General features: G+C 66.2%; 10 protein-coding genes and 1 pseudogene. 4 read left to right on the top strand and 7 right to left on the bottom strand.

Annotated elements, in window-relative coordinates; all coding sequences use genetic code 11:
* Positions 1 to 33: 33 nt before the first annotated feature.
* The 4 genes and pseudogenes from iscA to B2W70_RS15300 form a co-directional block, all read right to left on the bottom strand.
* Positions 34 to 357 (bottom strand): iron-sulfur cluster assembly protein IscA, encoded by a 324-nt coding sequence (gene iscA, locus B2W70_RS15315; protein ID WP_286746964.1) that lies wholly within the window; start codon positions 355 to 357, stop codon positions 34 to 36.
* Positions 358 to 367: 10 nt separating this feature from the next.
* On the bottom strand, positions 368 to 742 hold the full coding sequence (gene erpA, locus B2W70_RS15310) for an iron-sulfur cluster insertion protein ErpA (RefSeq protein ID WP_286746962.1): 375 nt from the start codon (positions 740 to 742) through the stop codon (positions 368 to 370).
* Between the two features lie 49 nt (positions 743 to 791).
* The gene (iscU, locus tag B2W70_RS15305) at positions 792 to 1,238 is read right to left on the bottom strand and encodes a Fe-S cluster assembly scaffold IscU (RefSeq protein WP_286746960.1); all 447 of its coding nucleotides are present in this window, start codon (positions 1,236 to 1,238) and stop codon (positions 792 to 794) included.
* Between the two features lie 48 nt (positions 1,239 to 1,286).
* A pseudogene (locus B2W70_RS15300) lies at positions 1,287 to 2,491 on the bottom strand (IscS subfamily cysteine desulfurase).
* Positions 2,492 to 2,729: 238 nt separating this feature from the next.
* Here B2W70_RS15300 and B2W70_RS15295 point away from each other — a divergent pair.
* Positions 2,730 to 3,983: an alpha/beta fold hydrolase gene (locus B2W70_RS15295; protein WP_286746958.1), complete on the top strand. Its 1,254-nt coding sequence runs from the start codon at positions 2,730 to 2,732 to the stop codon at positions 3,981 to 3,983.
* Positions 3,984 to 4,048: 65 nt separating this feature from the next.
* On the opposite strand, the gene B2W70_RS15290 is transcribed toward B2W70_RS15295, so the two are convergent.
* Entirely contained in the window at positions 4,049 to 5,215 is a 1,167-nt protein-coding gene (locus B2W70_RS15290) for a methyltransferase domain-containing protein (protein WP_286746956.1), read from the bottom strand.
* A gap of 110 nt (positions 5,216 to 5,325) precedes the next feature.
* Complete coding sequence (gene katG, locus B2W70_RS15285; protein ID WP_286746954.1) at positions 5,326 to 7,533, bottom strand: catalase/peroxidase HPI; 2,208 nt, start codon at positions 7,531 to 7,533, stop codon at positions 5,326 to 5,328.
* Positions 7,534 to 7,896: 363 nt separating this feature from the next.
* Here katG and B2W70_RS15280 point away from each other — a divergent pair, with 363 nt between their 5' ends.
* Both B2W70_RS15280 and groL read left to right on the top strand, forming a co-directional pair.
* Positions 7,897 to 8,187, top strand: coding sequence for a co-chaperone GroES (locus B2W70_RS15280; protein ID WP_137842395.1), 291 nt, complete (start codon positions 7,897 to 7,899; stop codon positions 8,185 to 8,187).
* A 36-nt stretch (positions 8,188 to 8,223) separates the two neighbouring features.
* The gene (gene groL / locus B2W70_RS15275) at positions 8,224 to 9,870 is read left to right on the top strand and encodes a chaperonin GroEL (RefSeq protein WP_286746952.1); all 1,647 of its coding nucleotides are present in this window, start codon (positions 8,224 to 8,226) and stop codon (positions 9,868 to 9,870) included.
* Positions 9,871 to 10,007: 137 nt separating this feature from the next.
* On the opposite strand, the gene B2W70_RS15270 is transcribed toward groL, so the two are convergent.
* On the bottom strand, positions 10,008 to 10,175 hold the full coding sequence (locus B2W70_RS15270) for a DUF3149 domain-containing protein (protein ID WP_286746950.1): 168 nt from the start codon (positions 10,173 to 10,175) through the stop codon (positions 10,008 to 10,010).
* Positions 10,176 to 10,332: 157 nt separating this feature from the next.
* Here B2W70_RS15270 and B2W70_RS15265 point away from each other — a divergent pair.
* On the top strand, positions 10,333 to 11,931 hold a 1,599-nt coding region (locus B2W70_RS15265; protein WP_286746948.1), incomplete at its 3' end, for a patatin-like phospholipase family protein.

The following is an 11,931-nucleotide window of genomic DNA, read 5'->3' as shown; positions in this document are numbered from 1 at the left end:
TGCAGCAGCGCCATGGCGTGCCCCTTGTTGAGTTCAGACAGCGAAGCTTTCGCCACAGCCGCAGTTGGCCTTGGCGTTCGGGTTGTGGAACTTGAATCCCTCGTTGAGCCCTTCGCGAACGAAGTCCAGCTCGGTGCCATCGAGGAAGGGCAGGCTGCGTGCGTCCACCAACAGCTTCAGGCCATGGCTGTCGAACACCTGGTCCTCGGGCAGGGCCTCGTCGGCGAACTCGATGGCATATGCCAGGCCCGAGCAGCCGCTGGTCTTGACGGCCAGGCGCAGGCCCACGCCCTTGCCGCGCTTGTTCAGCGATCTCTCGATGTGGCGGGCGGCGTTGTCGGTCAGGGTGACGGCCATTTGGTCCTCCTCACATCGAGAACGAGCTGCCGCAGCCACAGGTGGTCTGCGCGTTCCGGTTGTGGATGACGAAGCGCGAGCCTTCCAGGCCGTCCTCGTAGTCGATGTCGGCACCCAGCAGGTATTGCATGCTCATCATGTCGACCACCATGCTCACGCCGTCCTTGTCGATGCGGGTGTCGTCTTCGTTGACCTGGTCGTCGAAGGCGAAGCCGTAAGAGAAGCCCGAGCAGCCCCCACCCGTCACGTACAGACGCAGTTTGAGTTGAGGGTTGCCTTCGTCGGCGATGAGTTCGGCCACCTTCGCGGCCGCAGCACTGCTGAACTGGATGGGCGTGGCCGGGGGCGGTGCGGCCGTGGTGGGGGTGAGGGTGGTGGTGTCCATGGCGGCTCCTTCGTGGAAGATCGGTGGGACGGTGGGAGGAAGTCGGTGGTCAGGAGGGTTGGCAGGCGGTTTGCTCGGGCAGCGTCACGCTGGTGGCGCCGAGCGTTGCCGGGTCGGCCAGGCGCGATCGGTAGTCGGCCACGGCGGCCTTGATCGCGTCTTCGGCCAGGATGGAGCAGTGGATCTTCACGGGCGGCAGGGCCAGCTCCTCCGCGATCTGCGTGTTCTGAATGGCCAGTGCTTCGTTGAGCGTTTTGCCGCGCACCCACTCGGTCACCAGCGAACTCGACGCAATCGCCGAGCCGCAGCCGTAGGTCTTGAAGCGCGCGTCTTCGATCACGCCCGTGGCGGGGTTGACCTTGATCTTCAGCTTCATGACGTCGCCGCATGCGGGGGCGCCCACCATGCCGGTGGCCACGCCTTCTTCGTCGGCCGAGAAGGAGCCGACGTTGCGGGGGTTCTCGTAGTGGTCGATGACTTTGTCGCTGTAGGCCATGTTGGGGCTCCGGTGGTTCGATGTTCGTGGGGTGGTGCAGCGCTGCTGTCAGTGCGCGGCCCACTGGATGGCGTCAAGGTCGATGCCGGCACGCACCATGTCCCACAGCGGGCTCATGTCGCGCAACCTGTTCACGACCTCGCGCACGCGGCCGATGGTGAAGTCGATCTCCTCGGCGGTGGTGAAGCGACCGATGGAAAAGCGCACCGAGCTGTGGGCGAGTTCGTCGCTGCGACCCATCGCGCGCAGCACGTAGCTGGGCTCCAGGCTGGCCGAGGTGCAGGCCGATCCCGACGACACGGCGATGTCCTTCATGCCCATCAACAGCGACTCGCCCTCGACGTAGTTGAAGCTGACGTTGAGGTGGCCCGGCGCGCGGCGTTCGGTGTGGCCGTTGAGCGCCACCGCATCGATGCCCTGCAGGCCGCGCCACAGGCGTTCGCGCAGGCTGATGAGCCGCTCGATTTCGGTGTTCATTTCGCGGGCGGCGATGTAGAAGGCCTCGCCCATGCCGACGATCTGGTGCGTGGGCAGCGTGCCCGAGCGCATGCCACGCTCGTGGCCGCCGCCATGCATCTGCGCCTCGATGCGCACGCGGGGTTTGCGCTGCACGTACAGCGCACCGATGCCCTTGGGGCCATAGGTCTTGTGGGCCGACATCGACATCAGGTCGATGGGCAGGCGATCAAGGTCGATGGCGACCTTGCCCGTGGCCTGGGCGGCATCCACGTGCAAGAGCACCCCTTTGCTGCGGCACAGGGCGCCCAGTCGCGCGATGTCCTGGATCACACCGGTCTCGTTGTTGACGAACATGACCGAGGCCAGCACGGTGTCGGGCCGGATCGCCTCGGCGAAGCGGTCCATGTCGACCAGGCCATCGGCCTCGACCGGCACCACCGTGACCTCCCAGCCCAGCCGCTCCATCTCGCGCATGGTGTCGAGCACGGCCTTGTGTTCGGTGGCCAGCGTCACCAGGTGGCGGCACCCTTGATGGCCAGGTTGTTGCTCTCTGTTGCGCCGGATGTCCAGACGATTTCCCGTGGATCGGCTCCAATCAGGTAGGCCACTTGCTCGCGGGCGATCTCGACCGCCTCTTCTGCGGCCCACCCGTAGGCATGTGAGCGGCTGGCCGGGTTGCCAAAGCGCTCGGTGAGGTAGGGCATCATCTTGTTTGCCACACGCGGGTCCACAGGCGTGGTGGCAGCGTAGTCCAGGTAAACCGGATGGGGGTGCGGGGGCGGAGGGAAGTTCATGGGCAAGCCTTCCTGAGGGTGGGGCGGGGCCGGTGGTTTTGCCTTTCATTGCAAACGCGGTGCCACGTCTGCATCGCGTGTGACCGACCTCGGTTTCTCCTGGGAAAGGTGCTCCATCAACCGGCGCACAGCACCGATTGGGTGGTGTCAGCCGTGTGGGGTTTGTCGGTTTTGTTGTCGTGTTGTGGGGCCCTTGTCTCGCCATCCGGGTCAGGGGCTGCTCACCAGGAGGGTGGATGTGAGAGCGTGGATTCGACGTGGTTTGAGCGCCTCGGTGCTGGGCCTGATGGCCGGCCTGGTGGGCGCTGCCGAGCCCTGGCCTGTCTTGCAGGCATCGGCGCAGGCGCTGGCGCGTCACCCCGTGGTGGACGAGGCCCGCTTCGCCGGCCAGGGGTGGGCGGACATCGAGCGGGCCAACTCGGCCCTGGCATCGGTGCAGGTGGACCACTTCGAGGGGGTGCCCACGGGTTGGTTGGGCCGGCCGGTGCGCATCCACCACCGCGCGTACGTGTTGCCGGCAGACCAGGAGCGGGGCGCCGTGGTCATCGTGCCGGGCTTCACCGAGGGCCTGGTCATCTACCAGGAGGTCATCCACGACCTGCTCAACAACGGGTGGTCGGTCTACGTTCACGACCACCGCAACCAGGGGTTTTCGACTCGGCTCATCGAGGGCGAAGATGGCCGAGACAAAGGCCATGTCGATCGCTTCGACAACCTGGTCGCTGACCTGGAGCGCTTCGTCGCCGAGGTGCAACGCTTGCGCGCCGACCCGCAGCGGGCCCACAAGCCCTGGGTGCTGCTGGCGCATTCGATGGGTGGGGCGGTGTCGGCTTTGCACCTGGCTCGCCAGGCAGGCCAGACGCCGTTTCGGGCGGCGGCGCTGGTCACCCCCATGATGGAGCCCACCGTGGCGCCCAACAATTCCAGCCGATGGGGCGACCAGGCCCTGAGGCGCTGGTGCCATGCCGGCTCCATGCCGTTCTTCTTCGACTGGCCCGTGCTCTCGAGCACGCGGGTGCAGGGCGGCACGTTCGAGCAGGAGTGGCGCCGCTACCGCGAGATGCTCGATCGCGCCAGCCACCCGCAGACCCACAGCGTGGTGCGCCACGACGTGCGCTGGCTCAACCGGGCTTCGCGTTGCGAAGGCGAGCACTGCGGCCACGACGACGCCCGGGTGGCCGGGGCCACGCTGGGCTGGGTTGACGAGGCCTGCGCCGGGGCGGCCCAAGCCCGGGGGGCGGGTGCCTCGCGCATTGCCGTGCCCGTGCTGGTGCTGCAAGGCGGCGAAGACGTGGTGGTCGAGCCCTCAGCCCAGCAGGAGTTTTGCGACAACGTCAACGCCGGCAAAACGCAGGCAGACCCGGGGCGCTGCACGGGTTGGCGCCTGCCCGAGGCCCGACATGGGCTGCTGGTGGAGGTTGATCGCCTCAGGCGGCCCGCCCTGGTTCAGATCCTGAATTTCTGGGACGAGGCCATCGTGCCACGTCCTTGAGCCCACGCCGGGTGCCTGGTGACCCTGCAGCCGATGATGACGCTTGGCTGCTTCGCAGGGCCGGCTCAGCGCCGCCAGAGCACCAGGTGCCCGTGCAGGGGCTGGTCCTTGTCGCGGCGGATGACCGTGGGCTCGTGGGCGAGCACCTGGAAGCCGTGCTGTTGAGCCAGTTGGCGCAGGTGGGCTTCGGCGTGCGAATACCGGCCTGATCGCTCCAGGCGATGGCCGCGTTCGAGGTCGGCCGGCGTTGGCGCCAGACGCGATGCCGCCATGTCTTCCACGGTGAACGCAAACAAGCCGCCTGGGCTGAGCAGGCGATGGGCCTGGGCCACCACCTCGTCGATCTTGCCCACGTAGATGAACACGTCCGTCGCGATCACGGTGTCGGCGCTGCCGCTTTCGGCTTGTTGCAGGTGTTGCAGCACGTCGGCGCAAACCAGCTGGGTGTAGTCCCCGCGAGCGTGCGCCTGGCGCAACATCTTCTCGGACAGGTCGACACCCACCAGCGATTGCGCCCGGCCCGCCAGGGCCTCGGCCACCAGGCCCGTGCCGCAACCCAGATCGACCACGCGCCAGGCGTGCTGCTCGGGGGCGTGTTGTTCCAGCAGCTTGACGATGTCTGCGGGCGCTCGGTAGCCCAGCTCGTGCTGGAGGTGGTGGTCGAACTGCTCGGCGTAGTGGTCGAACAGGCGCACGACGTAGGCGCTGGGTGCCGCATCCGTCTGGTTGTTCTCGAGCATGTCGACCTGGTGTCGCACATAGTCGTCGTTGGGCGCGGCCTTGAGCTTGCGCTTGAGCAGGGGCAGCAAATCCTGCGGACGGTCCTGTTTTTCGACCAGGCGGATCAGGTTGTCCAGGGCCGCTTCGAAGCCGGCGTTGACCTCGCTGGCATGCTGATAGCACGACTGCGCCAGGTCCAGGCGGTGGAATTCCTCAAAGAGGGCGCCCAGGTTGTTGAAGGCCTCGGCGTCTTGGGGCATCAGCTTGCAGGCCTGCTGCATCGGCTGCAGCGCCTCCTCCTTGCGGCCTTGCCGACTGAGGATCAGGCCCAGGGCCTTCCAGGCGAAGCCGTGCTTGGGAGCGCGCTCGGAAAGCGACCGCGCAGCGCGCTCTGCCTCGGGCATGCGACCCTGCTGGAACAAGGACAGGATGAGCTTTTGCTCCAGTTCCAGGTTGACGGGGGGAGGCGTCAGGGGCCGGCTGAAGATGTTGGGTGTCTGAGGCTGGGACATGGGTGCAGGCTGGCAAGAGGCTGCCGATACTGCACCAAAAATCCACCCCTGTGTATCAGGACGCACGGCAGCCCTCCCGCGCTCCGGGGGGCGCCGTGCCTGGCCTGATGTCAGGCCGCGTCGAAGCGGTCGAGGTTCATCACCTTGACCCAGGCGGCCACGAAGTCATCGATGAACTTGACCTGGGCGTCGCTGCTGGCGTAGACCTCGGCCAGCGCGCGCAGTTGCGAGTTCGAGCCGAAGACCAGGTCGACCACCGTGGCCGTCCACTTCACCGCCCCCGTCTTGCGATCGCGCCCTTCGAGCACGTTGGCATCGGTGCTTGAGCGCTGCCAGGTGGTGCCCATGTCCAGCACGTTGACGAAGAAGTCGTTGCTCAGCGTGCCTGGGCGCTGGGTGAAGACGCCGTGCTTCGTGCCTGCGGTGTTGGCGCCCAGGGCGCGCAGGCCGCCGACGAGCACCGTCATCTCGGGCGCGCTCAGCGTCAGCAACTGGGCCTTGTCGATCAGCAGCTCGGCGGCAGCACCTTCCCAGCCCTTCCCGGCGTGGTTGCGGAAACCATCGGCGCGCGGCTCCAGCACGGCGAAGGACTCGACGTCGGTCTGCGCCTGCGAGGCGTCCATGCGCCCCGGCGTGAAGGGCACGTGCACGGCGTGGCCCGCCTGTTTGGCGGCGGCTTCCACGGCGGCGTTGCCGGCCAGCACGATCAGGTCGGCCAGCGACACCCGCTTGCCATCGGTGGCCTGGGCGTTGAAGGCCTGCTGGATGGCTTCGAGCTTGGCCAGCACCTTGGCGAGCTGGGTCGGCTGGTTGGCCTCCCAGTCTTTCTGCGGCGCCAGTCGGATGCGCGCACCGTTGGCACCACCACGCTTGTCGCTGCCGCGGAAGGTCGAGGCCGAAGCCCAGGCCGTTGAAACCAGCTCGGCCGTGCTCAGGCCCGAGGCCAGCAGGTCGGCCTTGAGCTGGGCCACGTCGGCGGCATCGACCAGCTTGTGGTTGACGGCGGGGATGGGGTCCTGCCAGATGAGTTCTTCTTTCGGCACCAGCTTGCCCAGGTAGCGCGCGCGCGGGCCCATGTCGCGGTGGGTGAGCTTGAACCAGGCGCGGGCAAAAGCGTCGGCGAACTCGGCCGGGTTGGCGTGAAAGCGCCGCGAGATCTTCTCGTAGGCGGGGTCGAAGCGCAGCGACAGGTCGGCCGTGGTCATCATCGGCGCGTGCTTCTTCGACGGGTCGTGTGCGTCGGGGATCATGTGCTCGGGCTTGACGTTCTTGGCCACCCACTGGTGAGCGCCAGCCGGGCTCTTGGTGAGCTCCCATTCGTAGCCGAAGAGCATGTCGAAGTAGCCGTTGTCCCAGGTCGTGGGGTTGGGCTTCCAGGCGCCTTCGATGCCGCTGGTGGTGGTGTGCACGCCCTTGCCCGAGCCCAGCTGGTTGATCCAGCCCAGGCCCATGGCTTCGACCGGGGCGGCCTCGGGTTCGGCCCCCACCAGGCTCGGGTCGCCCGCGCCGTGGGCCTTGCCAAAGGTGTGGCCACCGGCCACCAGGGCCACGGTTTCTTCGTCGTTCATGGCCATGCGGGCGAAGGTCTCGCGCACGTCGCGGCCCGATGCGATCGGGTCGGGGTTGCCGTCCGGGCCTTCCGGGTTCACGTAGATCAGGCCCATCTGCACGGCGGCCAGCGGGTTGGCCAGCTCGCGCTCACCCGAGTAGCGGCTGTCGGCCTCTTTGCTGGAGGCCAGCCACTTGGCTTCGGGGCCCCAGTCGATGTCGATCTCGGGCTCCCAGATGTCGGGTCGGCCGCCGGCAAAGCCGAAGGTCTTGAACCCCATGGACTCGAGCGCCACGTTGCCGGTCAGGATGAAGAGGTCTGCCCAGGACAGGTTGCGGCCGTACTTCTGCTTGATGGGCCACAGCAGTCGGCGGGCCTTGTCGAGGTTGCCGTTGTCGGGCCAGCTGTTGAGCGGCGCAAAGCGCTGGTTGCCAGTGCCAGCGCCACCGCGGCCGTCCTGGATGCGGTAGGTGCCGGCAGCGTGCCAGGCCATGCGGATGAACAGGCCGCCGTAGTGGCCCCAGTCGGCCGGCCACCAGTCTTGCGAGTCGGTCATCAGGGCCTTGAGGTCGGCGACGACGGCGTCAAGGTCGAGCTTCTTGAAAGCTTCCGAATAGTCGAAGTCCTCACCCATCGGGTTGGACTGAGGGCCCTGCTGGTGCAGGATGGCCAGGTTGAGCTGGTTGGGCCACCAGTCGCGGTTGCCGCGCACGGCCTGGGTGGCGGGCTTGTGGGCGCCAGAGAACGGGCACTTGGCTTCTTGGGTCATGTTCTTCTCCTGTGAGGGGCCGGGATTCAGGAACTGAGTCTAGGCAGCCGCACCCAGGGCGGCAAACCAAGGATTTCAATCACCGCGATAGCCGCCGGCCTTTGCATGACGCGCTCCAGCAGCTTCCCGGGCCGGTGGGCTCCCCCTTGGCATCGACGCCCTCTTGAAACCGCCAAGCATGTCCATATAATCATTAGCACTCGACTTCGGTGAGTGCTAACATGCCTGCCGAACCACCCCGGAGATCCGCTCCAGCGGCCGGTCCCCGTGGTGGACGAGACCCAAAAATCAGCTTCGATGTGAGTGTTCGCTCACTCGAAAGCGCTTGCCAACCCACAAGTTGTCTTCCAGACAGGAGAACCCATGAAACTGCGTCCTCTGCACGATCGCGTGATCGTCAAGCGCCTCGAAAGCGAAACCAAGACGGCCTCCGGCATCTTCATCCCCGACGCCGCCACCGAGAAGCCCGACCAAGGTGAAGTCCTGGCCGTCGGCCCCGGCAAGCGCAACGACAAGGGCGACTTCGTGGCCCTGAACGTCGCCGTCGGCGACCGCGTCCTGTTCGGCAAGTACTCCGGCCAGACCGTCAAGGTCGATGGCGACGAGCTGCTGGTCATGCGCGAAGAAGACCTCTTCGCCGTCATCGCCAAGTAAGCCACCCCCTCACACTGAATTCTTCGGAGAACAAACATGGCAGCTAAAGACGTCGTCTTCGGTTCTGACGCCCGCGCCCGCATGGTCGAAGGCGTGAACATCCTGGCCAACGCGGTCAAAACCACCCTGGGCCCCAAGGGCCGCAACGTGGTGCTCGAGCGCTCCTTCGGCGCCCCCACCGTGACCAAGGACGGTGTGTCCGTGGCCAAGGAAATCGAGCTCAAAGACAAGCTCATGAACATGGGCGCCCAGATGGTCAAGGAAGTCGCTTCCAAGACCTCTGACAACGCTGGCGACGGCACCACCACCGCCACCGTGCTGGCCCAGGCCATCGTGCGCGAAGGCATGAAGTACGTGGCCGCCGGCATGAACCCGATGGACCTCAAGCGCGGCATCGACCGTGCTGTGGCCGCCCTGGTTGTCGAGCTCAAGAAGGCTTCGAAGGCCACCACCACCTCCAAGGAAATCGCTCAAGTCGGCACCATCTCGGCCAACAGCGACTCCGACGTCGGCGGCATCATTGCTGAAGCCATGGACAAGGTCGGCAAGGAAGGCGTCATCACCGTTGAAGACGGCAAGTCGCTGCAAAACGAACTCGACGTCGTCGAAGGCATGCAGTTCGACCGCGGCTACCTGTCGCCCTACTTCATCAACAACCCGGAAAAGCAAGCCGCGATCCTGGACAACCCCTTCGTGCTGCTGTTCGACAAGAAGATCAGCAACATCCGTGACCTGCTGCCCACGCTGGAGCAAGTCGCCAAGGCCGGTCGTCCGCTGCTGATCATCGCTGAAGAAGTCGACGGTGAAGCCCTGGCCACCCTGGTGGTCAACACCATCCGCGGCATCCTGAAGGTTGTGGCTGTGAAGGCCCCTGGCTTCGGCGACCGCCGCAAGGCCATGCTGGAAGACATCGCCATCCTGACCGGCGGCAAGGTCATCGCCGAAGAAGTCGGCATGGCCCTGGACAAGGTCACCCTGGCCGACCTGGGCCAAGCCAAGCGCGTTGAAGTGGGCAAGGAAAACACCACCATCATCGACGGCGCTGGCGAAGCTGGCGACATCGAAGCCCGCGTCAAGCAGATCCGCATCCTGATCGAAGAAGCCACCAGCGACTACGACCGCGAAAAGATGCAAGAGCGCGTGGCCAAGCTGGCCGGCGGTGTGGCCGTCATCAAGGTCGGTGCTGCCACCGAAGTCGAGATGAAGGAAAAGAAGGCCCGCGTGGAAGACGCCCTGCACGCCACCCGCGCTGCCGTGGAAGAAGGCATCGTGGCCGGTGGTGGCGTGGCCCTGCTGCGCGCTCGCCAGGCTGCTGGCGCCATCAAGGGTGACAACGCTGACCAGGACGCCGGCATCAAGCTGATCCTGAAAGCCATCGAAGCCCCCCTGCGCGAAATCGTCGGCAACGCCGGTGGCGAGCCTTCGGTCGTGATCAACAAGGTGCTCGAAGGCGCTGGCAACTTCGGTTTCAACGCCGCCAACGACACCTATGGCGACATGATCGAAATGGGCATCCTGGACCCCACCAAGGTGACCCGCACCGCCCTGCAGAACGCCGCTTCCGTGGCTTCGCTGATGCTGACGACCGAGTGCATGGTCGCCGAAGCTCCCAAGGACGATGCCCCCGCCGGCGGCATGCCCGACATGGGTGGCATGGGCGGCATGGGCGGCATGGGCATGTAAATGCCTGAGCCAGGCGCCTCGCTTCGGTGAGGCGCTTGCCCTGCTGCAAAGCACAAAGGCCGCTGAAAAGCGGCCTTTTTCTTTTTTGGCGGCGACACCTCAGCCGTGCGCGGGCACAGCCGAGCTGCCCGACGGGATCAAAGCTTGCCGGCCTCGCGCAGCAGCTTGTCGTGGCGCTCGGTGTCTTCCTTGACGTGCTTGCTGACGTAATACAGGAAGTAGCCCAGGCCGCACAGCATGGCTGCGATGGACAGCAGGCTCAGGATGCCGTAGTCGGTGGTCAGGAAGTTGATCCAGGCTTGCATGGTGTTTTCTCCTCTGCGGGGCGTTTCTGACAGGCTCCATCTGACGCCTGTTCGACCTTTGGCGTCCTGATGCAGATCAAGTCGCAAAGGGGCGTGCGCCGTCGAATCCGCCGGATTTGATGCGGCACAATCGTTTGCACTCCTCGTCATCCGCCCGATGAAACACCCTGCCTCGTCCACCCGCCGGCTTCACCCCTGCGCTTTGCTTTGCGGCCTGGCCTTGGCGTTTGCCGGGCAGTTGGCCGGAGCCCAGGCCACCGGCGCGCCCGCCTCACCTGGATCGACGGAGACGCTCCTGCGGGACGCGACCCGAGCCCGCGTCGGACTGGTGCTCTCCGGTGGCGGTGCACGCGGCCTGGCCCACGTCGGGGTGCTCAAGGTGCTCGAGCGAGAGCGCATCCCGGTGGACCTCATCGCCGGCACCTCCATGGGCGCCATCGTGGGCGGTCTCTACGCCACGGGCCTGACCGCCACCCAGATCGAGGAAGAGGTCACCCGCCTGGACTGGATCGGTGCCTTTGCTTCGCGCGTCAACCGCCAGGACCTGTCGCAGCGCCGCAAAGAGCAGGATTTCGAGGTCTCGCCGCTGCTGGAATTCGGCATCCGCTCCGATGGCCTGACCGCGCCGCTGGGCGCTGTCTCCAGCCGGGTGCTGGAGTCGCACCTGCGCCGCATGACCCTGGGTGCCACCCAGGTGCCGGACTTCGACGACCTGCCCACGCCGTTTCGCGCCATCGCCACCGACATGGAGACGGGCCAGGCCGTGGTGATGGAGTCGGGCGACCTGGCCAGGGCGCTGCGCAGCAGCATGTCCGTGCCGGGTGTGTTCGCGCCCACCGAGGTCGATGGCCGCATCCTGGGCGACGGCGGGCTGGTCAACAACCTGCCGGTCGATGTGGTGCGCAAGATGGGTGCCGAGCGCATCATCGCCGTCAACATCGGCACGCCGCTCTCAGGTCGGGACACCCTGGCTTCCATCATGGGCGTGACGGCTCAGATGATCAACATCCTGACCGAGCAGAACGTGCAGCGCAGCCTGCAGACGCTCGGTCCGCAAGACGTGTTGATTGCGCCGACCCTGGAGGGCCTGACGTCGGGTGACTTCGACCGCGCCATCGACCTCATGCGCCTGGGTGAGTTGCAGGCCGAAGCCCTGGTGCTGCGTATGCAGGACCTCAAGCTCTCGCCCGAGGCCTACGCCCGCTGGCAGGCTCAGCGGCGGCAGAAAGCCTTGCAATCGACCAAGCTGGACTTTGTGCGCTTCGAGGGCTCGGACATCACCCACCCCGAGAACCGGCCTGACCTGCTGAAGTCGCAGCCGGGCGAGGACTTCAGCGTGGCCCACGCCGAGCGGGACCTCATCAGCCTGGCGGCGTCGGGCGATTACCTGCGCACCGACTATCGCCTGGTGCGCACACCCGATGGCGAGCGTGGCCTGGTTTTCGACCTGCAGGACAAGCCCTGGGGGCCCAACTACCTGCAGGTGGGCATGGATTTCAGCGCCGACAACCGCGGCCGCAGCATCTTCAACCTCAAGCTGGTGCACAACCGGCACTGGCTCGACGCGTCGGGCAGCGAGTGGCGCAACTTCGTGCGCATCGGCACCAGCCCGGCCATCCGATCGGAGTGGTACCGGCCCATGAACCTGCGCCTGCCCGATGGCCTGGAGGGCTTCATGGCGGTGCAGGGCAGGGTGGAGCGCCACCGGCTCGACTACCACCTCGTGCCCGAAGAGAACCCCGATGCCGAGGTCAAC

The sequence above is a fragment of the Aquabacterium sp. UBA2148 genome, assembly GCF_002328915.1.
Classification (GTDB): Bacteria; Pseudomonadota; Gammaproteobacteria; order Burkholderiales; family Burkholderiaceae_C; genus Aquabacterium; species Aquabacterium parvum.
This window is presented reverse-complemented; position numbering and strand designations above follow the sequence as displayed.

Excerpts from the sequence above, each read along its gene's own strand:
- B2W70_RS15290 (WP_286746956.1), bottom strand. The coding sequence starts at position 5,215 with ATGTCCCAGCCTCAGACACCCAACATCTTCAGCCGGCCCCTGACGCCT.
- B2W70_RS15270 (WP_286746950.1), bottom strand. The coding sequence starts at position 10,175 with ATGCAAGCCTGGATCAACTTCCTGACCACCGACTACGGCATCCTGAGC.
- groL (WP_286746952.1), top strand. The coding sequence starts at position 8,224 with ATGGCAGCTAAAGACGTCGTCTTCGGTTCTGACGCCCGCGCCCGCATG.
- B2W70_RS15280 (WP_137842395.1), top strand. The coding sequence starts at position 7,897 with ATGAAACTGCGTCCTCTGCACGATCGCGTGATCGTCAAGCGCCTCGAA.
- iscU (WP_286746960.1), bottom strand. The coding sequence starts at position 1,238 with ATGGCCTACAGCGACAAAGTCATCGACCACTACGAGAACCCCCGCAAC.
- katG (WP_286746954.1), bottom strand. The coding sequence starts at position 7,533 with ATGACCCAAGAAGCCAAGTGCCCGTTCTCTGGCGCCCACAAGCCCGCC.
- erpA (WP_286746962.1), bottom strand. The coding sequence starts at position 742 with ATGGACACCACCACCCTCACCCCCACCACGGCCGCACCGCCCCCGGCC.
- iscA (WP_286746964.1), bottom strand. The coding sequence starts at position 357 with ATGGCCGTCACCCTGACCGACAACGCCGCCCGCCACATCGAGAGATCG.